Origin of the sequence: Peristeroidobacter agariperforans (assembly GCF_004138335.1) — a bacterium.
In the GTDB taxonomy this organism is placed as follows: Bacteria; Pseudomonadota; Gammaproteobacteria; order Steroidobacterales; family Steroidobacteraceae; genus Steroidobacter; species Steroidobacter agariperforans.
The window spans coordinates 170,943-190,040 of sequence record NZ_RYFW01000004.1 but is presented as its reverse complement, the minus strand read 5'-3'; the positions used below and the strand labels follow the sequence as shown (position 1 = coordinate 190,040).

Annotated in this window: 15 protein-coding genes and 1 tRNA gene; 11 read left to right on the top strand and 5 right to left on the bottom strand. The window is 63.1% G+C overall.

The features are described 5' to 3' along the window. Positions 1–41 precede the first annotated feature (41 nt). Positions 42–1,511, bottom strand: coding sequence for an ATP-binding cassette domain-containing protein (locus tag EK373_RS26635; RefSeq protein WP_129647539.1), 1,470 nt, complete (start codon positions 1,509–1,511; stop codon positions 42–44). After that, positions 1,475–2,335, bottom strand: a complete 861-nt coding sequence (locus EK373_RS26630) for an MBL fold metallo-hydrolase (protein ID WP_129647538.1) — start codon at positions 2,333–2,335, stop codon at positions 1,475–1,477. The genes EK373_RS26635 and EK373_RS26630 overlap by 37 nt, the downstream gene beginning before the upstream one ends. A gap of 169 nt (positions 2,336–2,504) precedes the next feature. On the opposite strand from EK373_RS26630, the gene EK373_RS26625 reads away from it, so the two are divergent. The 6 genes from EK373_RS26625 (at position 2,505) to EK373_RS26605 (ending at position 9,510) form a co-directional block, all read left to right on the top strand. Then, the gene (locus EK373_RS26625) at positions 2,505–3,590 is read left to right on the top strand and encodes an HDOD domain-containing protein (RefSeq protein WP_129647537.1); all 1,086 of its coding nucleotides are present in this window, start codon (positions 2,505–2,507) and stop codon (positions 3,588–3,590) included. 63 nt (positions 3,591–3,653) lie between these two features. Continuing rightward, the gene (locus tag EK373_RS33220; RefSeq protein ID WP_157994551.1) at positions 3,654–3,818 is read left to right on the top strand and encodes a hypothetical protein; all 165 of its coding nucleotides are present in this window, start codon (positions 3,654–3,656) and stop codon (positions 3,816–3,818) included. A gap of 32 nt (positions 3,819–3,850) precedes the next feature. Next, complete coding sequence (locus tag EK373_RS26620; RefSeq protein ID WP_129647536.1) at positions 3,851–4,204, top strand: DUF1840 domain-containing protein; 354 nt, start codon at positions 3,851–3,853, stop codon at positions 4,202–4,204. 81 nt (positions 4,205–4,285) lie between these two features. Continuing rightward, entirely contained in the window at positions 4,286–5,008 is a 723-nt protein-coding gene (locus EK373_RS26615; protein ID WP_129647535.1) for a YebC/PmpR family DNA-binding transcriptional regulator, read from the top strand. Between the two features lie 120 nt (positions 5,009–5,128). After that, positions 5,129–8,272 carry a DEAD/DEAH box helicase gene (locus tag EK373_RS26610; protein ID WP_198683673.1) on the top strand — a complete coding sequence of 1,048 codons (3,144 nt, stop codon included), beginning with the start codon at positions 5,129–5,131 and terminating at the stop codon, positions 8,270–8,272. Next, positions 8,269–9,510, top strand: a complete 1,242-nt coding sequence (locus EK373_RS26605; RefSeq protein ID WP_129647533.1) for a hypothetical protein — start codon at positions 8,269–8,271, stop codon at positions 9,508–9,510. The genes EK373_RS26610 and EK373_RS26605 overlap by 4 nt, the downstream gene beginning before the upstream one ends. A gap of 13 nt (positions 9,511–9,523) precedes the next feature. Here EK373_RS26605 and EK373_RS26600 read toward each other — a convergent pair whose 3' ends face one another. Further along, on the bottom strand, positions 9,524–11,386 hold the full coding sequence (locus tag EK373_RS26600; RefSeq protein WP_157994550.1) for a serine/threonine-protein kinase: 1,863 nt from the start codon (positions 11,384–11,386) through the stop codon (positions 9,524–9,526). A 127-nt stretch (positions 11,387–11,513) separates the two neighbouring features. Between EK373_RS26600 and EK373_RS26595 the strand changes: the two genes are divergently transcribed. Further along, positions 11,514–12,077, top strand: coding sequence for a hypothetical protein (locus EK373_RS26595; RefSeq protein ID WP_129647531.1), 564 nt, complete (start codon positions 11,514–11,516; stop codon positions 12,075–12,077). 65 nt (positions 12,078–12,142) lie between these two features. Here the strand turns inward: EK373_RS26595 and EK373_RS26590 are convergent. Then, positions 12,143–12,219, bottom strand: a tRNA-Arg gene (locus tag EK373_RS26590). Between the two features lie 146 nt (positions 12,220–12,365). On the opposite strand from EK373_RS26590, the gene EK373_RS26585 reads away from it, so the two are divergent. The 4 genes from EK373_RS26585 (at position 12,366) to EK373_RS26570 (ending at position 17,462) form a co-directional block, all read left to right on the top strand. Continuing rightward, entirely contained in the window at positions 12,366–13,145 is a 780-nt protein-coding gene (locus EK373_RS26585; protein ID WP_129647530.1) for a DUF899 domain-containing protein, read from the top strand. Between the two features lie 77 nt (positions 13,146–13,222). After that, a complete protein-coding gene (locus EK373_RS26580) occupies positions 13,223–14,227 on the top strand; it encodes a zinc-dependent alcohol dehydrogenase family protein (protein ID WP_129647529.1) in 1,005 nt (334 codons plus the stop codon). Positions 14,228–14,296: 69 nt separating this feature from the next. Beyond that, positions 14,297–16,531, top strand: coding sequence for a DUF5916 domain-containing protein (locus EK373_RS26575; RefSeq protein ID WP_129647528.1), 2,235 nt, complete (start codon positions 14,297–14,299; stop codon positions 16,529–16,531). Positions 16,532–16,595: 64 nt separating this feature from the next. After that, positions 16,596–17,462 (top strand): ATP-grasp domain-containing protein, encoded by an 867-nt coding sequence (locus EK373_RS26570; RefSeq protein ID WP_198683672.1) that lies wholly within the window; start codon positions 16,596–16,598, stop codon positions 17,460–17,462. On the opposite strand, the gene EK373_RS26565 is transcribed toward EK373_RS26570, so the two are convergent. Next, positions 17,446–19,092: an L-lactate permease gene (locus EK373_RS26565; protein WP_129647527.1), complete on the bottom strand. Its 1,647-nt coding sequence runs from the start codon at positions 19,090–19,092 to the stop codon at positions 17,446–17,448. The genes EK373_RS26570 and EK373_RS26565 overlap by 17 nt on opposite strands. Between the last annotated feature and the right edge of the window lie 6 nt (positions 19,093–19,098).

Below are 19,098 nucleotides of genomic sequence, written 5' to 3'. Positions count from 1 at the left end.
GGTTGATTCGCAACGCGTGCTTCACCGCGGTAATTGCCGTTCTACCAGCTGAAATCGACCTCCACCAGCTCCACCCTGCCGCCGCGCCCGATTCGGAGCACATGCTTCACGGCCGGCACGATGTCTTCCGGATCGTGCACGGCCATGACGATCTGGGTGCCCTTCTCCGCCAACTGCTCGATGAAGCCGAGCATGGTCGCGCGCACGTCGCCATCGAGCCCCGTGCAGGGCTCGTCGAGCAACAACAATTCTGGATCGTTCATCATGGCGCGCGCGAACAGCGCCATCCGCATCTGGCCGTACGACACTTGCCGCGGACCGCGACCCCGAAGATGTTCGATGTTGAAGAACTTCAGCCACCGATCGGCAGCCTTGCGATCGGCGTGGGTCGGTGCGTCGTTCAAACCGACGCTCGAGTAGCGACCGGAGATGACGATCTCTTCGATCGAAGTGGCCAGGTAGTGATCTGCCTGCAGCTCCGGCGATACCCAGCCGAGCCGATGTTTCCAGGTTTCGATATGAGTACCGCGCGGCACGCCCTCACGCTCGATCGTGCCACCGAGCGCGGGATGCAGGTCGCCGTAGATCATATTGAGCAGCGAGCTCTTGCCCGAACCGTTCGCACCGAGGACCGCCCAGTTCTCGCCGCGCGCCAATGTCCAGTTGAGACTGCGGATAACGGGCCGGTAGTCGCGATAGATATCGGCGTTGCGGATGACGAACAGCGGCGCCGACGACGGCTTCCTTCTCGGCTTTGCCGGCCCTAACACCCGGGGCTTTGTCTTCTGCTCTTTGCGATCGTGGGTAAGCTTCTGCTCACGCCCGACCGGGCCGGCCGAAACAATCCGGCCGTGCTCGATATGTGCCACGTGCGTCACGTTCTTCGGCAGCTCTTTGGGCCGATGCGACGTGATCACCCAATCGTGCCCGCCTCTAGGCTGCTCGAGCGCCTTCTTCAATTTCTCCTTGGCGCGCACGTCCAATCCATTGAACACCTCATCGAGCAACAACACCGCCGCGTTACCAGCAAACAAACGCGCCACCAGCGCCAGGCGGCGCTGGCCATAAGACAACGTGAGAATGCGCCGCTGCCTCAGTCCCCACAAACCAAATCTCTTCAACACGCGCGCAACTCGCTCCTTCTGAGCATGCGTCGGCTGGGTCAGCGGAATGTCCTCGTCGAACAACCCGGTCGTCACCACCTGCGTGACCGTGAGATTCCAGTCGTAACGAACGTACTTGTCCTGCCGCTCCGGCCCCACATAGGCGATCTGCTCTTTCGCCAGCGACGCAGTACGACGCTGACGCCCGGTAGGCGTCGGCCATACTTCGCCGCGAAGCATCTTCAGCATCAGGGTTTTGCCGGAGCCGTTGGCGCCGATCAGCGCCCAGCGCTCGCCTTTGCGCAACGTGAAACTGACTTCATCGAGCGCCTGGTGCGCTTCGAAGATCAGCGAACAGTTGACGAGCTCGATCAGCGGGACGGCGTTGGAGTGTTTTGCAGGGACCACGGGGCGTTGATGTCCGGCGAGTCGCGCACGACCCGGCCGTCTTGTTCCAGTTTCAGCAGGTGGGCCAGCAGCGAGCCTTTCGCCACCGGGTGCAAGCGGGGATCGACGTCGTCGTAGACGCTGACGACCAACGTATCCAAGTCGGCACTGCCGATGCGGCCGAGCCTGTCGGCGACCTTGGCCTCGCGCTGTAGCCGATGCGCGATGATGCGAACGATCTCGCCCTGCGCGTCGTCGATCGTCAGGCCGTGACCGGGTGCGAGCCGGGTAACCGGCAGGGTCTGCAAGCGCTGCAGCGAGCGCAGGTATTCCGTCATGCTGCCATCCGGCGGACCGATGACCACCGTCGAGCCCTGCATCAGATGATCGCCGGTGAACAACAGCCCGGTATCTTCGAGCAGATAACAAAGATGATTCGACGCATGCCCCGGCGTGTGCACGACTCGCAGCGTCAGCGAATCGATCGTCACTCGATCGCCATCCTGCAACTGTTTGCTCGGCGCGAATTCCGCGTCCTGACGGCCATGCACCGGAGCCGACTTGCCCATCACCTTCGCGCCGGTCGCCTCGGCGAGCGCCTTGGCGGCCGGCGAATGATCCGGATGCGTGTGAGTCGCGAGCACCGCGTCGATACGACCGCCCGTTTCCTTGACGATGCGCTCGACGTGCACCGGATCCTCCGGCCCTGGGTCGATCACCAGGTAACGCTCATGACCGACCAGATACGTGTTCGTCCCCGGCCCCGTCATGAATCCAGGATTACGCGCCACGAGCCGGCGCACGCCAGGCGCGATGTCGTCGAGTTGTCCGGAGCTGAGCGGCATGACTGCAAGATTAACACCCCTCCGATCACACCGCGCGCCGGCCGGGGTCAGCAGCTATCTCGGGACCGACACGAACGGCGCTGACAAGGTATGATCGCGCCGGCACAAAGCTTCCAGATTTGTTTGCAGCGCCAGAGCACTAGCGCAAAGCAGAGGAGCAAAGTCGAGCGTGACCCTCACCATCATTCTGATCGCAGTCATGGTCGGGCTGGCCGTATTCATGTTCGGCGTGCGCGGACCGACGAGCTCCTCGAATCGTTCCTCGGTCACCACTGCGCCTCGCGACGATATGCGCGCCGTCACAGGCCCCCCCGGCGGCGACGGTCCGGCGTTCGAAACCGAAGCGACCGCGAGCGCCTATGCCGAGTGTTACAAGCTCGCTTTCAGCGTCCCCGGTTTCGACTATGCGATCTCGGGTGAGCACGCCAACGTCCTGGAGAGGGTCAACGACAACGCCGCGGCGGCAGTTCACCAGCGCGAGTATTTCCCCCGTCGTCCGATGCTGCTGCCCAAGCTCATGCAGGCGCTGAACGACGATGAAAGCACGCGCCGGGAATTGGTACGGCTCATTCTCGAAGACCCTGCACTCGCCGGAAGCACTCTGCAGCGAGCCAACAGCGCGGCGTATCGCTATTCGCCCGAGCCGGTCGACAGCCTCGATCGCGCCGTCGTCGTGCTCGGCACCGACGGGCTCCGCAGCTTGCTGGCGACGGCGCTGTTACAGCCGGTGTTCCGGCAACCCAAAGGTCACTTCGATAACTTCGCCGCAGTGACCTGGGAACACGCCCAACGCACGGCCGCCGCGTCCGAAGTGTGTGCGCGAGCGCTCGGCAATGCCGATCCTTTCATCGCGCAGCTGATCGGCCTGCTCGACCCCTTGGCGCGCATCGTGCTGTTTCGACTGACGATGGAAACATATCGGGAGCACCAGGACCTGCAGCCGCGCGCCGAAGTGTTCATTCGCGCCATGCAGACGGAAGCGCCGAACGTCGCGGGCTTCATCGCGGCGACGTGGGAACTCTCCGATCCTTCCATTCGCGCCTTGCAGGAACAGACGGACAAAGTGCCCCCGGGACACATGAGCCCGCTCGGCCAGGCCATCTATTTCGGCGAGCTGTGCGGGGCGCTGACCCTGCTGACCAAGCGCGGCACTTATTCCGAAGAAGGCGCCCAGGCCTTGCTGATGGAACAAGGCCTGACCCGGCGGATCGTCCAGGATATTTGGAGCGCGGCGAACAAAGCGGTCGAGGAATAGCGCCCGGAACCGCGTCGTGACGGCAGCCGTTCATTGCATATCGCAGTGAATGAGGGGACTGCCATGGCTCAAGAGCCTGCAAACATGTCCAAGCGCCCGCCGCCCGGCCTGCACCGAATGCTGAATTACGGGCGCGAGCGGGGTAAAGTAGGCTGGATCCTGTTGTGGCTGCTGGGCGTGCCGATTCCAGTCTTGTTCGTACTGTTCCTGGTTCGCGGTTGCACCTAGCTCATATTTTCCTACTCGGAGCAAGCTCGCACATGTTGGTCACCTTTCGCTCCACCGCGACGGAATCCATCACCATGTTCGAGGACGTCGCGGTCCAGCTGCTGAAGCTGATGGGCGCCACCGGGCGGATACCCGGGGCGCTCGGTCCGGACGACGTGCCCCTGGCCCTGCGCCAATTGGAGCACGCCACCGAGCGGATCAAGGCCGGCACGCACGTCACCCCGGCGCGCCCGGCTGACAACGAAGATGCCAAGAATGAGGACGAGGACGACGAGGACCGCGAGCCGCCGGTGGACCTGGCGACCCGCGCGGTGCCGTTGCTCAGCATTCTGAAACGGGCCGCGGCCGCCAAGGCCGAGCTGGTCTGGGAAGCCAAGGGTAAATAACGCAGCCCACCCCCAACCACGGCCCGCCACCCGACGGGCGCGGTGGTAAACTGGCCCGCTTGGAATTTCGGGGAGCCATTCATGGGCCGTATTTTCGAAGTCAGAAAGCACGCGATGTTCGCGCGCTGGAACCGCATGGCGAAGCAATTCGCCCGCATCGGCAAGGACATCACCATCGCCGTGAAGAACGGCGGCCCCGACCCCCACTCCAACCCGGCCCTGCGCCGCGTGATCCAGAACTCACGCGCCGTCAACATGCCCAAGGACAAGGTCGAAGCAGCGATCAAGCGCGCCTCCGGCAAGGACGCGGCCAACTTCACCGAAATCCTGTACGAAGGCTACGCCCCGCATGGCGTCGCCGTGCTGGTGGAAACGGCCACCGACAATCCGACCCGCACCGTCGCCAACGTGCGCAGCATCTTCACCAAGCACGAAGGCAACCTGGGCACGGCGAACAGCGTCAGCTTTCAGTTCAAGAAAATGGGCGTGTTCCGTCTGAACCCCGATGGCATCGATCAGGACGACCTGGAGCTGTTCCTGATCGACCACGGCCTGGAGGAGATGGGCGAGAGCACGGGTGAAAAGGGCGAGCCGCAGATCGTGGCCCGCTGCAACTTCCCCGAGTTCGGCCAGATGCAAAAAGCACTGGAAGATCGCGGCATCACCCCGCTGTCCGCCGAGCACGAATACATCTGTCTCACGCCGACCGAGCTGCCCGAAGCGCAGGCCACCGAAGTCCTGGAAATGATCGACAAGCTCGAACAGGACGAGGACGTGCAGAAGGTGTATCACACGCTGGCTTGATGCCGATGTTGACGATGATATTTCGACAGGCACCTCGGGTACATGGATGTACCTCGCCGCTTGCGGCGGCGAGAGGCAAAAGTCACGCCTTTTGCCGACTCGCATGAGGGTCGTGGCAGGATGCCCGATCCCGATTTTATAAGGCTCGGCGACGACCTGTATCAGGCCGCACAGCAACTGGTCCGCGGCGGAGCGGTCAGCGAGCTGCGGATTCTGCAATCTGGCTTGGTCGTTACCGGTGTGGTCGCCGATGAGAGCGCGGCGGCCCAACGGCAGCGTGTTTATATTCGACACGCGAAGCCGAACGACCCGCACATCGCGGAAGCCGAATGCAGCTGCGGCAAGCCGAGCCCGTGCGTGCACATTGCCGCTGTCTCTATCGCGGCGGTGAACAACGCGCCGAGCGTTGCCTCGCCTCAACGCCCCACGTCAGCACTGCAACGCGCGACTTCAGCGCCTGCCGGGCCGCAGTTACAACAGCGGCTCTACTATCTGTTACAGGCAACATCCGCAGGCGAGTTGCAGCTATCGACCTGGGTCGGGCAAACAGCGCCCGGCTCCACCAAACTTTCTCGCGGCAGCTCCAGCATCTTCGTGCCACGCGGCAACGACTACCCCCGCTACGTCGATTCGGAAGATCGGCAGATCCTGCAATTGTTACTTTCGCAGCGAACCGACGGCCCCTGGCTCCTGCGCGACACCGAAGGCACGACCGTGCTGAACCAGGTGATCGCAACGGGCCGCGCCCGCTGGCAGACGCTGGATACTCCTTCGCTGAAAGCAGGCAAGCTGCGACAGGCGAAGCTGTCGTGGCAGCAGCTGGAAAACGGCGATCAATATTTGCAGTGTGAAGTCGCGGAGCGCGGCGACGACGCAATCGTCACGTTCTTCGATCTCGATGTCGCGACCTACGTCGATCCGGCAAGCAAAGAAATCGGAGCGCTGTCGCTGCCCTGCCCCATCGAGGACTTCCGCCGCTTCTGGAACTCGCCGCCGGTGGCCCCTGAACAAGTGGCCGAACTGAATGAAGAGATCGCGAGCAGCTGCGCCGCTTTGCCGAAGCTGCGCGAACTGAAGGCGGTCCGACGCGCACGTAAGAGCGTCGGCGCGCAACTGTATCTTTCCGAAGATCCCATCGCGACGTTGTACTTCGTTTACAACGGCCTGCCCGTGTACAGCCGATCCCTTCGGGATGACATGACGCATGTCCGGATCCTCGCGGACAACAAGCTTCGCGAGATCCCAAGAGACCGGGCTGCCGAGCACAAGATCCAGCAGCGCTTCGATACGGCGCTCGCAAACAGCTCGCACGGCCGCGACTTCTGGCTGGCATTCGTGCTCGACGGCATTGCCAAACTGCGCGCCGAAGGCTGGGACGTGGTCATCAACGACGATTTTCCGTATCGCCTGGCCTCCGCGGGCGAGTGGTATGTGGACGCGGACAGCGGCCGCGATCGCGAATGGTTCGACTTGAAGCTCGGCCTGGTCGTCGACGGCGTGCAAGTCAACCTGCTGCCGGCGCTGGTCGATTATCTGCAAGGCGCGCTTGGCACCGGTGAAGCCGGCGTTCATCGCATCGGTGATCAGCTGTTCGTGCAGCTGCCAGATAAACGTTACTTGCCTGTTCCCATCGATCGGATCAGACGCATCGCCGATACGCTCGTCGAGCTGTTCGATCATGACGCGCTCAACAAGCAACAATCGCTGTCGCTGCCGGCATCGCAGGCGAGCCGCCTTGCGCAACTCACGTCGGAGCCGGAAGCGCCAGTCCTGCGCTCGAAGAGTGCGGCGCTGCTGGAGTCCGTTGCCGAGCTCAAGAACTTCTCCGCGATCACTCCTCTGCAACCGCCGGCGCGCTTCAACGCTACGCTGCGTCCGTACCAGCAAGAAGGCCTGGGTTGGCTGCAGTTCCTGCGACGCTGCCATCTCGGCGGCATCCTTGCGGACGACATGGGCCTGGGCAAAACGGTGCAGACGCTGGCGCATCTCGCGCTGGAGAAGGAGGAAGGCCGGCTGACCAAACCGTCGCTGATCGTTGCGCCGGTCAGCGTCATCGGCAATTGGCAGCGGGAGATTCAGCAGTTCGCGCCGCACTTGAAACAGCTGACGTTGCACGGCGCGCGCCGCAAGGAGCTGTTCCCCTCGATTCGGAACGTCGACATCGTCATCACGGCGTATCCGCTGCTGCAACTCGACAGCGAAGTGCTGACGGCCCACGAGTTCTATCTGGTCGTGATGGACGAAGCCCAGGTGATCAAGAATCCTCGCGCCAAGGTTTCTCAGGCCGCTCGCGCGCTCAACTCGGAGCACCGGCTGTGTCTCACCGGCACGCCCATGGAGAATCACCTCGGCGAGTTGTGGTCGCTCATCGATTTTCTGCAGCCCGGCATGCTGGGCGAGGAACGCGACTTCCAGCGCCAGTACCGTACGGCGATCGAAAAGAACAACGATCGCGACCGCGCCCTCTCGCTCAGCCGCCGCATCGCTCCTTTCGTGCTGCGAAGAACGAAGGATGCCGTCGCGCCCGAGCTGCCGGCCAAGACGCAGATCATCGAAACCATTGCGCTCGACGAGAAGCAGCGCGACTTCTACGACGGCGTGCGTCTCGCGTCGCACCGCCGGGTCCGCGAAACCATCGAGGAACGCGGACTCGCCCGCAGTCAGATCACGGTGCTCGACGCCTTGCTCAAGCTGCGTCAGGCTTGTTGCGATCCGCGCTTGGTTGCTTCGGCCGAGCAGCCTGAAGAGGCCGTGCCCTCGGCCAAGATGGACTGGCTCAGCAACGCTTTGCCGGAGATGATCGAGGAAGGCCGGCGCATTCTGCTGTTCTCGCAGTTCACGTCGATGCTGGAGCTGATCGAGGAGCAGATGCAGGAGCTGGGCATTCCGTATCTGTTGCTGACCGGCGATACCAAAGACCGCATGCCGTTGATCGAGAAGTTCCAGAGCGGCGCCGTGCCGCTGTTTCTCATCAGCCTGAAGGCCGGCGGCACGGGTTTGAATCTCACGGCCGCCGACACCGTCATTCACTATGACCCCTGGTGGAATCCCGCGGTGGAGGCTCAGGCCACCGATCGCGCGCATCGTATCGGGCAGCACAAGCCCGTGTTCGTGTACAAGCTGATCGCGCAAGGCACGGTCGAGGAACGCATCGTGCGGCTGCAGGAACAGAAACATCAGCTGGCCAGTCAGCTCTACACCGAAAAGAACGCCGCACCGCTGCAGCTGGATGCGGCCGATCTCGAAATGTTGTTCGCTCCATGATCAAAATCGACCCTGGCCTGCAGAAGCAGGTCGACGACCAATTGTTGGAACAAGGCGCTTTCACCGTACTGGAGCTGTTGCTCGCAACCGGGCGCCTGGCCTATAGCGACTACGAGAGCTGGCGTCGCCAGGAGATCGAATTCCTCGACGGCGTGCTGATGGGCAGCCCGGAGAAAATCCGCGCCCAGATCGAACAATCGGTGAACTACGCTCGTAGCATCGGATTGGTCGAGCAGCCGCAGGAATTCACGGCCTGGCACACGGACGCCCCCGCCACCAACAAGCCGCTACGCGTCAGCGCTCAAGCAGAGTTGCACCGGCTGATCGCTGGACGTTTCATTCCGGCGAAGCTGGCGCCGCAGATGGATCTGTTCTTCGACAATCCCGTCGCCACGCTCACCAACGGCATCGCTCGCGCGCTCGCGCAGATGAATGCCGCCGACGCGCAGCGACAGCTGGATCGTTTGTATGAAATCGCGCCGAACCACTCCGACCTGGCTGGGTACGATCGACTGGTGGGCGCGCTCGCTCGTCTGGGCCAGCCTGTTGACGACGCGCGCGAAGCACTGGAGTTTCTGCAGGAAACAGCCCCGACGGCCAAGCGATTGCTGGGCTCGCAGTGGCGCGAACTGCTGACGCCGCTGTGGCGGCAGCTCGCCGATGCGCTGAACGATCAGCCCTTCTCCGCGGATGAACCGCAGCTTCATCGCAGCTATGCGCTGAGTCAGGCTCAGGACTGGGCTGGCGTGAACGTGTGCGTTCAGCAGGATCCCGAATGGTGGCGTCACCCTGCGCTTTGTCTGGCGGTCGCGCAGAGCGGCGCGTTTCAACATCGTCGCGTCGATTCGCTGATGGGTTGGTTTGCGCTGTGTTGGCACGCGCCGTCGGTCGCCGCGGAAGCATTGAGCAAACCACAACAGCCTGATGCCGGCATCGGCAAGGCGTGGCAGGAATTTCTGGCGGCGGAAGACGATCTGGCCAATGACGACGCGACTGACGCGGCGCTGCCCCCCGGCGATTTCCCTGCGTGGATGCTGTTGCACGAGCCCGGGCTCGCAAGACAAATGACTATCGACCTGGCCCGCACCGACACTGCCGGCGAACAACACTATCGCTGCGTGCACCGCTGGCTCGAAGCCCGTCGCGCCCAGAAAAAAGATGACGAACTGGCCCAGCGCAAGGCGCTGCAGGCCGGACATCCATTGTTGTTTCGTTATTTGAAGAGCGTCGTCGGCTGAGACGGCGCTCGGCTCACTCGCACGACTGGCGACAATCCCGCAGCTCGTCCAGGCACAGCTGGTCGGACTCGCGAGCATTTTCGTCGCAATCCTGGCGGCGTTGAGCAACCGTACCGCCGAGCACGTCGATGCAGGCTTTGTATCGTGTGGTCATGCGAGCCAGACAGGCTTCGCGATTGAAGGACGAGTCGCAGCGTGACTGTCCGAAGTAGGCGCAGCTCGTCGCGGCAGGATTCGTCGTCGTGATTCGACCCGGGGTCGCACCGAAGGCCACTGCGCGCATGCATTCCTGCTTGCCACGGCGGCCGAGGCTACGACATTCGCCATCGTCGCGCTCACACTGAGCGATACATTGCTGACGCCGCGCATCGATGCCGCCACCGGCGGATGACGCTGAGGACGGTGCGCTGTCGGATGAGGTTGCCTTCGCCACACGCTGCGGCGCTGGTGACGGAGCCGGTGCAGCCGGCAAGGGTGTCGCGCTGATCGCATCAGCAGCCGATTGTTCCGGCGCCGGTGCCGACTTTTCCCGCTCAGGCTCGGGCAACGTTGCGGCTACGGTTGATGTTTCTTCCGACGGTGGTGGCGGCTCGCTCGGTGCAGCTCCATCCGTTCCTGCAGCACCAGGTGACTGCGCCGAGCCTGATGCCGGCGCGGGCGTTGTTTTGGCGGCCGGCGCCGACGCGACGGCCGCCTCGAGCTTCGGCGCGCCACCTTGATTGCTCACAATCACGAATGCACCGGCAGCTGCGGCCGCGAGGCCCGCGCCGATCAGCACGATGCTGCCATAACGAAACTTTTTCGACGGCGGCGCTTCGATCTCGGCGAGCAGCTCATTCAGCGACTGGAAGCGGTCTTCGGGCATCACCGCCATGGCACGCATCAACGCGGCCGCATACCGCTTCGGCAGATCGCGACGGAGCGTCTCGATGGGCTGCACCGCACCGGTCGGCAGCGTGCCCGCGAACAATTCATACAACACGACGCCGAGCGCATATTGATCGGTGCGCCAGTCGACTTCCTTCGATCCGATGCGCTGCTCCGGCGACATGTAATAGGCCGTGCCCAGCGCCATGCCGGTCTGGGTCAGCTGAGAATTGGCGAAGGCGCGAGCGATGCCGAAGTCCATCAGCTTGACCGTGCCATCTTCCGCCAGCCAGATGTTCTCCGGCTTGATGTCACGGTGCACGATGTAACGATGCGCGTAGCGAAGCGCGTCGATCAGCTGACGCGCGATGTCCGTGACCTCAGCAATGCTGAACACGCAATTGTTCTGACGATACTGCTCCATGCGCTGGCGCAGCGTGTGGCCTTTCAGCCGCTCCATCGAGAAGTAATAGAGTCCGCCGCTGATGCCGACGTCGTGCACGCGCACGATGTTCGGATGCGACAGGCTGCAGGAAACTTTCGCTTCGGCGAGGAAACGATCCTTGGCCGCGATACTGAACTGCAAGTCCTGGCGCAGCACTTTGATCGCGACGTCTTCTTCTTTCAAACGATCGCGCGCGGCATACACGTTGCCCATGCCGCCCTGGCCCAGCAAATTGCCGATCTCCAGACGATCGGCGATGACCGCGCCCGGCTCCATGCGAACGAACGTGTCGCCTGACGGCGCCGGTGTCAGCGTCGTAGCGGAGCGCATCACCGTCGCGCTCGCGTCGCTGGAATTCGTGTAGCGGCCGGTGCCGGTGACGTATTCGTAAGCCTCGCTCAGCTTGGCGAGCTCGGCGCCCTGCGTGTTGCGATCGGCATCGGACTGGGCCGACAGCAGCCGCTCCTGGACGGCGGCCAGACGCTCGCCGTAGACCCTCGCCACGGTGGCGTGATCCTCGTTTCCCTGCAGACCCAGGCTTGCCAGCGCCGCTTCTTTGTTCATGGCCCGATTGTATGCCCGGCCGCCGCGATCCGTGCCCGGCCTCGCCCTTAAGGGAGGGTCGGAGAGTGATCGAGCGCACATTCCGTCGGGCAGGCGCCCCGGCAATTGGGTAAATTGACGCTACCCAATGGTCAGTCGAGTGTATTTCGTGCGGTTCAGCGGTCTCTCGATTCGTGTTGTTTTCACCGGCGCGGCCCTGCTCGCCGGCCCGGCGGGCGCCGCCGATTTTCGTGTCCTGGATTTCGGCGCGCCTTGCGATCGGGTCGTGGCTCAGGAAGAGGCCCGCGGCTCGGGGCCGTTCGACGGCAAGCTTCCTTCCGGCTACCAATTTGCCTTCCGGATTCGCGAGCTGGATCGGGATGCGCTGGCGGTTTATTCCTGCGACGACGGCAAACTGTTTCGCGGCGGCTATATCTTCGACGTCAAGGATGAAGCCGACGCCGCGGCTCTCTATGCCACGATCAAAAAGCGCGTCACTCGCGAGCGCGGCACGCCGTCCTACGATTTCGCTTCGGCCGCTCACCGCAAGAAAATGACCGATGCCGGTGCGACGCTGTCTCGCGTCGACATGATGGTCGCCTTCTGGGACGGCGCCACCTCCGAGGCCCACGCGTCGGTCGCCGAGCCCTCCAAGGACCGCGGCTGGCGAGTGAGCTTGAGCTACACGGCGAACAGCCACGTCAAGGAGTGAGCCGCCGGCGCCGGCGGGCTCGTCGGCAATCGCCGGATTGGGCTGCGATGTCAGCCCTGAAGAAGTGGCGCGCCCGGAGAGACTCGAACTCCCGACCACTGCGTTCGAAGCGCAGTACTCTATCCAACTGAGCTACGGGCGCGGAACGGACATTGTAACGTGACTCCGGGGGCGCTGGCGATAGTAGCCGGCGCTCGACTTCCCGCCACACTTGTTACTCCTGCCCCGCCGTCTTACGGGGCCATACTCCTCCGCGAAGATTCGACCAGCATCGCTTCGGAGGTTGCAATGACCGCATCAACTGAGAAAGGCCTCAAAGAACTGCAAGGCCTGGACGCGCCGCCCATCGTGTCGGCGCAGGAGTGGGACGCCGCACGCGAGCGAATGCTCGTCAGGGAAAAGGAGATGACCCGCGCCCGCGACGCGCTGATGGCCGAGCGACGACGTATGCCCTGGCTCGCAGTCGAAAAGAAATATTCGTTCGAGGGTCCGAAGGGCAAGGTGAGCCTGCTCGACCTGTTCGAGGGCCGCCGTCAGCTGATCATCTATCGCGCATTCTTCGAGCCCGGCGTGCACGGCTGGCCTGAGCATGCGTGCGTGGGTTGTTCGATGGTCGCCGACCAGGTCTCCCATCTCGCACATCTGCACGCGCGCGACACGACGCTGGCCTATGTCTCGCGCGCCCCGCAAGCCGATATCGCGCGACTCAAGAAAGAGAATGGCTGGACCATGCCCTGGTACACCCTCACCGACAGCTTCGACCTGGACTTCGGCGTCGATCAATGGCACGGCCACAACGCGTTCATCCGCGATGGCGAGCGCGTGTTCCGCACCTACTTCATCAACACTCGCGGCGATGAGGCGATCGGCACCGTATGGAGTTTCCTCGACATGACGGCGCTCGGCCGTCAGGAGGAATGGGAAGACTCACCGAAGGGCTATCCGCAGAGTCGAACTTACAAATGGTGGAACTGGCACGACAGCTACGTGCCGGGCGCGCCGCCCGATCCAAAGTGGATCGAGGTGTCGGACGCCGGCGAGGCGGCCTTCCGGGACCAACAAAAATAACGGTTGAATCCGCACCGACGGGCAGGTCGAACCGAACAATCGCCTGCCCGATTTGCGCCGTCGACACCGAGGACCGGATGAAAGCCGTTCGACTGAAAGCACCCGCGAGCGTGGCCAACCTGTGCACGATCGAGGAGACTCCGCCGCAGCCCAAGGCGGGCGAAGTGCTGGTGCGCTTGCGGGCGAGCTCCATCAATCCCCACGATGATTTCGTCGTGCGCGGCCTCATTCCATCTGCAGCCGGTCGCATCCCCCTCTCGGACGGCGCGGGTGAAGTGGTTGCGTGCGGTCCAGGCGTCAGCGGGTTGCAGGTGGGCGATGCCGTCGTCAGCACTTTCTGGCCGCACTGGCTGTCGGGCGAGATCACCGCTGCAAACCGACGTGATATTCCCGGCGAGCTCATCGACGGCTATGCACGTGAGTATGCGTGCATGCCAGCTCATGCGTTTACTCGGGCACCGAAGGGCTACAGCCATGCAGAAGCCGCAACGTTGCCGTGCGCAGCAGTTACGGCCTGGAGAGGATTGGTGACGCAAGGAAAGGTGAAGCCAGGCGACACCGTGCTGATCATGGGCAGCGGAGCGGTATCGCTGTTTGCGCTTCAGTTCGCCAAGGCGGCGGGAGCGAGGGTCATCGCCACCTCTTCATCCGACGCCAAGCTCGAGAAATTGCAACAATTGGGCGCCGACGAGCTGATCAACTACAAGACGACCCACAACTGGGGTGAGCAAGCCAAAGCGCTCACCGACGGCCGCGGCGTGGATCATGTCATCGAAGTCGGCGGGCCCGCGACGCTCGCGCAATCGATGGCTGCGTGCAGGTTGGGCGGACACATCGCACTGATCGGCGTGCTGTCGGGTTTCGCTGGCGAGCTGCTCATCCCGGCGCTGTTCTCCGCACAGCTCCGCGTCAGTGGAATTTCGGTGGGCAGCAGAACCGATCTGGAAGACATGATCCGCGCGATCGAAGTAAACGGCTTGAAGCCGGTGATCGACCGAAGCTTTCCACTGGGGCAGATCGTCGCCGCGTTCGAGTACTACCAAACGCAACGTCACTTCGGCAAGGTGACGATCGAGATCTGAAAACCGCTTAAACCTTTTCGCCAGCGGCCGCGTCCTACGCATAACCGGGTTAGCGCCAGGAACAGAACCATGATCGCGAGCCGCGCCCCTTGCGTTGGGCTGCTGCTGGCCGTGCTCGCCACTCGAGCCTTCGCCGTCGACATCGACGGCCGGATCGATGCCGATGAGTGGCGGCAAGGCCGGCATATTACGGACTTTCGCAAGACTCAGCCCCTGAACGGCGAGCCCGGCTCGCTGGCCACGGAGGCCTGGATCCTCGCGACGCCGGACGGCCTCGCGGTCGCCTTCCGGAATTTCCAGCCGCCGAGCGTGCCCAGAAACCTGCAACGCGTACAGCGCGATTCCGAGGAGCAGGTCGATCGCATCAATGTGATGATCGATTTCGACGGCGATCGGCGCACGGGCTATAACTTCCGGGTGACCTCGACCGCGGGCGTCTACGACGCCACCATCACCAACGAAACCGAATTCAACAAGGACTGGGACGGCAACTGGCGACACGCGGTCGGCGGCGATGCAAACGAATGGACGGCCGAGGTCCTGATCCCATGGCACATCGCGCCGATGCGCGAGAACTCCGGCGACCTGCGCACCATCGGCATCTATCTGGATCGCGTCGTCGGCTCGACCGGCGAACGGGTCGCGTGGCCGCTGGCCAGCTTCGAGCGGCCGCGCTTCCTGTCGGACTTCGCGCCCATCGAAGTGACCAGCTTCAAACAATCGCTGCTGGCGATCACGCCGTACGTTTCCAGCCTCTACGACGCCATCGACCGCGACAACGAGCTCGATGCGGGCGTCGACCTGTTCTGGAAGCCGAACGGCCAGCTGCAGCTCAGCGCCACCGTGAATCCCGATTTCGGCCAGGTGGAAGCCGACGAGCTGGTCGTCAATTTCGACGCCACCGAAACATTCATCAGCGACAAGCGCCCGTTCTTCACCGAGAACCAGGGCATCTTCGAGTTCACCACCCCGTCCGACTTCAGCCAGCTGCTCTACACCCGCCGCATCGGCGGACCGGCGGATGACGGCCAAGGCGCCGCAGATATCACCGGCGCATTGAAATTGAACGGCAGCATCGGCGCGACCAAGTACGGCGTGTTCGGCGCCGATGAAGCCGATGCGGCCGGCCGCTCGTTCGGCGCGCTGCGCCTGGTGCGCGACTTTCGAGAGCAGAACCTGGGCATACTCGCGACCCGAGTCGAACGGCCGTTTCTCGATCGAACCGCCAGCGTAGTGGGCATCGATCACAACTGGCGGCCGACGGCGCGATGGAATGTTCGCACCCGGCTCATCGGCAGCGAGATCGAAGACTCCGGATCGAGCACCACCGGCGACGGAGCGACAGTCTGGGCCGACTACGAAATGGACCATGGCTGGCGCCAGCAATGGATCGGCATGCACTTCAGCAACGACCTGGAGATCAACGACGCCGGTTACCTCGAGCGCAACAGCACCAACTATGCGCACTGGCAGCTCAACCGTCGCTTCACCCAGCTGCCCGCCGAGTCGCGCTACGCGTCCAAGGACTGGCGCGGGCGAGTCAGCACCTCGTACAACGATGCCGGCGAGCTGATGAATCATCAGTTTCGGATCAGCCGCGAAAGCCGGCTGCGGAACGGCAGCTACGAGTACGGCCAGATCAATATCAACAGCGCGGGCGTGGATGACCTGCTGACCCGCGGCCATGGCGTGGTGAATCTGCCGCCCAACTTCAACAGCTATTTCGAGTACGAAAGGCCGCGACAGGGCAACTGGGCTTATCACGTGGAACTCGAGGCCATGAGCGGGGGCTTGTCTGGCAATGACCAGGTGGGCTACAGCATCAACCTCGAACCCACTTATTTCATCAGCGATGAACTGAATGTGTATCTCGGGTTCTTTGCGAGCCGCACGCCCGACTGGCTGGTGTGGCAGCGGGACAATCTGATCGGCAGTTTCGACGGCGAGGAGTCGAACTTCAGCGCCGGCTTCAACTGGGTGATGACCAACCGGCACGAGCTGCGCTTGAAACTGCAAGCCGTCGCCGTGAATGCCGACATTCGTCAGGGTTATCGCGTCGATCCCGCGGGCAATGCCGTGCCTACCGATGAGGTCGTCGAGGACTTCAGCGTGCGCAACCTCGGCGTGCAGCTCCGCTACCGCTTCGAGATCGCTCCGCTTTCCTATCTATATATCGTTTATGGACGCGGCGGCTACGAACAGCGAGCCGAGAGCGACGCTCGCGGGCGGCTGCTGCGAGATACTTTCAGCCTCCGCGACGACGATCAGTTACTGATCAAGCTCAGCTATCGATTCGAGTCGTAGACCGTCATTTCGCCGCGGGACTTTGCTAATGTAGCGGTCGTCAAACAGTGCCCGCCGACACCGCATGATCGATATCGCGATTGCCACCTGCTCATACCATCCTGACCTGGGCCACCATGACCGCGGCGTGATCGCCGAGCTCGCCGCGCTCGGCATTCGCGCCACGCCGCTGATTTGGACCGATGCGACAGCCCGCCTCGATCCGTTCGCCGCCGTCGTCGTGCAATCGACCTGGGACAGTCATCTCGATCCGCTGGCGTTCGTGAGCTGGGCGCGTCGCGTGCAGGCTCAGACGGCGTTGTTCAATCCGCTTCACCTGCTCGAATGGAATCTCAACAAGCGTTATTTGCTGGAGCTCGAGCAGCAAGGCATCCCGATCACGCCGACGCTGTGGGTCTCGGCCGGCAGCTCGGTCAACCTGCGCCGAGAAGTGAGCGCGCGCGGCTGGGCTCGCTTCGTCATCAAGCCGGTCGTGTCCGCTGGTGCAACCGAAACGCATGTGTTCGACCTGGCCGAGATCGACACGGCGCAAGCAACGCTGGATCGGCTGGTCGCGCGGCTGGACCTGATGATTCAGCCGTATCTGCTGGCCTTCGAGACTGAAGGCGAACGTTCGTATGTTTTCTTCGACGGCGCTTTCAGTCATGCGGTTCGCCGGCCACCGACGCTGGAATCCGCGCCGCGCGGCTTCGATGAATCTCACGAGATGCCGCCGATCGAAGCCGAGTTGCAGGTTTCGCGTCAGGTGCTCGAAAAGATCGGCGAGACGCCGGTGTATGCGCGCGTCGATCTCGCAACCAACAACGATGGCGTCGTGCGATTGCAGGAAGTCGAGCTGGTCGAGCCCTGCTTGTTCACCTCGCTCTCACCGGGCGCACAGCAACGCTACGCCCGGGCGATTGCCAGTCGGCTGTCTAGTGCACCAAAGTAGTCAACGGCCACACATACGCCTGCCCCAGCACCAGCAGGCTCACCAGTAGCGCCAGTGCGATGCTGTGCAAGAAGACGTAGCGCAAGATCTCGCTTTCGTGGCCGTACCAACGCGTCGCGGTGGACGCGACGACGATGCTTTGGGCATCGATCATCTTTCCCATCACGCCGCCGGAACTGTTGGCGGCGGCCATCAGCACGGGATTCAACCCGAGTTGCTCCGAAGTAATCCTCTGCAAGCCGCCGAATAGCACGTTGGATGCGGTATCGGAGCCCGTGAGCGCAACGCCGAGCCAGCCGAGCATGGTGCCGAACAGCGGATACAGCCAACCCGTCTGTGCGAAGGCCAGGCCCATGGTCGCGTCCGCACCCGAGTAGCGCGTGACGTAGCCCAGCGCGAGCATGGCGGCGATGGTCAGCAGCGACAGGCGAACGACCACCAGCGTCCGGAAATATTCACGCACGAACTCACGAAACGAGAATTTCATCAGCACACTGCTGAGGATCGACGCGACCAGAATCCCCGTGCCGGTCATCGAGAGGATGTTGAAGTTATAAACGGCCGCTTCGGCGGTCGGCGCAGCCACAACCGGGGGCATTTTCTGCACCAACTCGTGCAGCCCGCCCACTGGCACTTTGATGATGAACAACGAATCCAACCAGGCTTTGACTTGTGGAATGCCCCACAGGAAGACGCACACGCTGAGCACGATCCACGGCAACCACGCCTTAAACACCTGCTCTGACGTATGAGTCGCCAGCGCCGACTCGGCCGCCACCGTGCCGTCAGGCTCGCCGCGCTTCGTTGAATGCCAGATGCTGGCCGGACGCCACACCCGCAGAAAGACCGTCAGCGCGCCCATCGAGCAGAGCGCCGCGACGATGTCGACCAGCCACGGCCCGTGAAAGTTGGAAACGAGATATTGAGGAATGGCGAACGTCACACCCGCGACTGCAATGGCGGGCCAGACCTGCCACATGCCGCGCCAGCCGGCGAATACCCAGATCAGCCAGAACGGCACGATGATCGAGAAGAACGGCAGCTGCCGCCCCACCATGCCGCTGAGCTCGTGCAGATCGAGGCCGGTCACACTGGCAAGTGCGATGACTGGCGTGCCCAACGCACCGAACGCCACCGGCGCGGTATTCGCGATCAACGACAACCCCGAGGCCGCCAGTGGCGAGAATCCCAGCCCGATCAGCATTGCACCGGTCACCGCCACGGGCGTCCCGAATCCGGCCGCGCCCTCGAAGAAGGCGCCAAAACCAAAGGCAATCAGCAGCAGTTGCAGGCGCCGATCGGGCGTGATTCCGGCGATGCTGTCCTGAAGAACGCGAAACTGCCCGCGCTGCTCGGTCAGCCGATACAGAAAAATCACATTGAGGATGATCCAGCCGATCGGCATCAGGCCGTACGCCGCGCCGAATGCAGCGGCACGCGTCGCCATGCCCGTTGGCATGCCGAACGCAACGATCGCAATGGCCAGCGAGCTGGCGATGCCGAGCAGCGCCGCGACGTGCGCTTTCATCTTCAGGAAGGCAATGCAGCCCAGCAGCACGACCACCGGTACGGCGGCCATGAACGTGGACACAATGGAGTTGCCGAAGGGGTCGTAACCTTGTGCCCACATAGCCGC

What these genes read in the sequence shown, in the direction of transcription:
- EK373_RS26630 (WP_129647538.1), bottom strand. Translation starts at nt 2,335, where the DNA reads ATGCCGCTCAGCTCCGGACAACTCGACGACATCGCGCCTGGCGTGCGC.
- EK373_RS33220 (WP_157994551.1), top strand. Translation starts at nt 3,654, where the DNA reads ATGGCTCAAGAGCCTGCAAACATGTCCAAGCGCCCGCCGCCCGGCCTG.
- EK373_RS26620 (WP_129647536.1), top strand. Translation starts at nt 3,851, where the DNA reads ATGTTGGTCACCTTTCGCTCCACCGCGACGGAATCCATCACCATGTTC.
- EK373_RS26615 (WP_129647535.1), top strand. Translation starts at nt 4,286, where the DNA reads ATGGGCCGTATTTTCGAAGTCAGAAAGCACGCGATGTTCGCGCGCTGG.
- EK373_RS26610 (WP_198683673.1), top strand. Translation starts at nt 5,129, where the DNA reads ATGCCCGATCCCGATTTTATAAGGCTCGGCGACGACCTGTATCAGGCC.
- EK373_RS26605 (WP_129647533.1), top strand. Translation starts at nt 8,269, where the DNA reads ATGATCAAAATCGACCCTGGCCTGCAGAAGCAGGTCGACGACCAATTG.
- EK373_RS26600 (WP_157994550.1), bottom strand. Translation starts at nt 11,386, where the DNA reads ATGAACAAAGAAGCGGCGCTGGCAAGCCTGGGTCTGCAGGGAAACGAG.
- EK373_RS26595 (WP_129647531.1), top strand. Translation starts at nt 11,514, where the DNA reads ATGGTCAGTCGAGTGTATTTCGTGCGGTTCAGCGGTCTCTCGATTCGT.
- EK373_RS26585 (WP_129647530.1), top strand. Translation starts at nt 12,366, where the DNA reads ATGACCGCATCAACTGAGAAAGGCCTCAAAGAACTGCAAGGCCTGGAC.
- EK373_RS26580 (WP_129647529.1), top strand. Translation starts at nt 13,223, where the DNA reads ATGAAAGCCGTTCGACTGAAAGCACCCGCGAGCGTGGCCAACCTGTGC.
- EK373_RS26575 (WP_129647528.1), top strand. Translation starts at nt 14,297, where the DNA reads ATGATCGCGAGCCGCGCCCCTTGCGTTGGGCTGCTGCTGGCCGTGCTC.
- EK373_RS26570 (WP_198683672.1), top strand. Translation starts at nt 16,596, where the DNA reads ATGATCGATATCGCGATTGCCACCTGCTCATACCATCCTGACCTGGGC.
- EK373_RS26565 (WP_129647527.1), bottom strand. Translation starts at nt 19,092, where the DNA reads ATGTGGGCACAAGGTTACGACCCCTTCGGCAACTCCATTGTGTCCACG.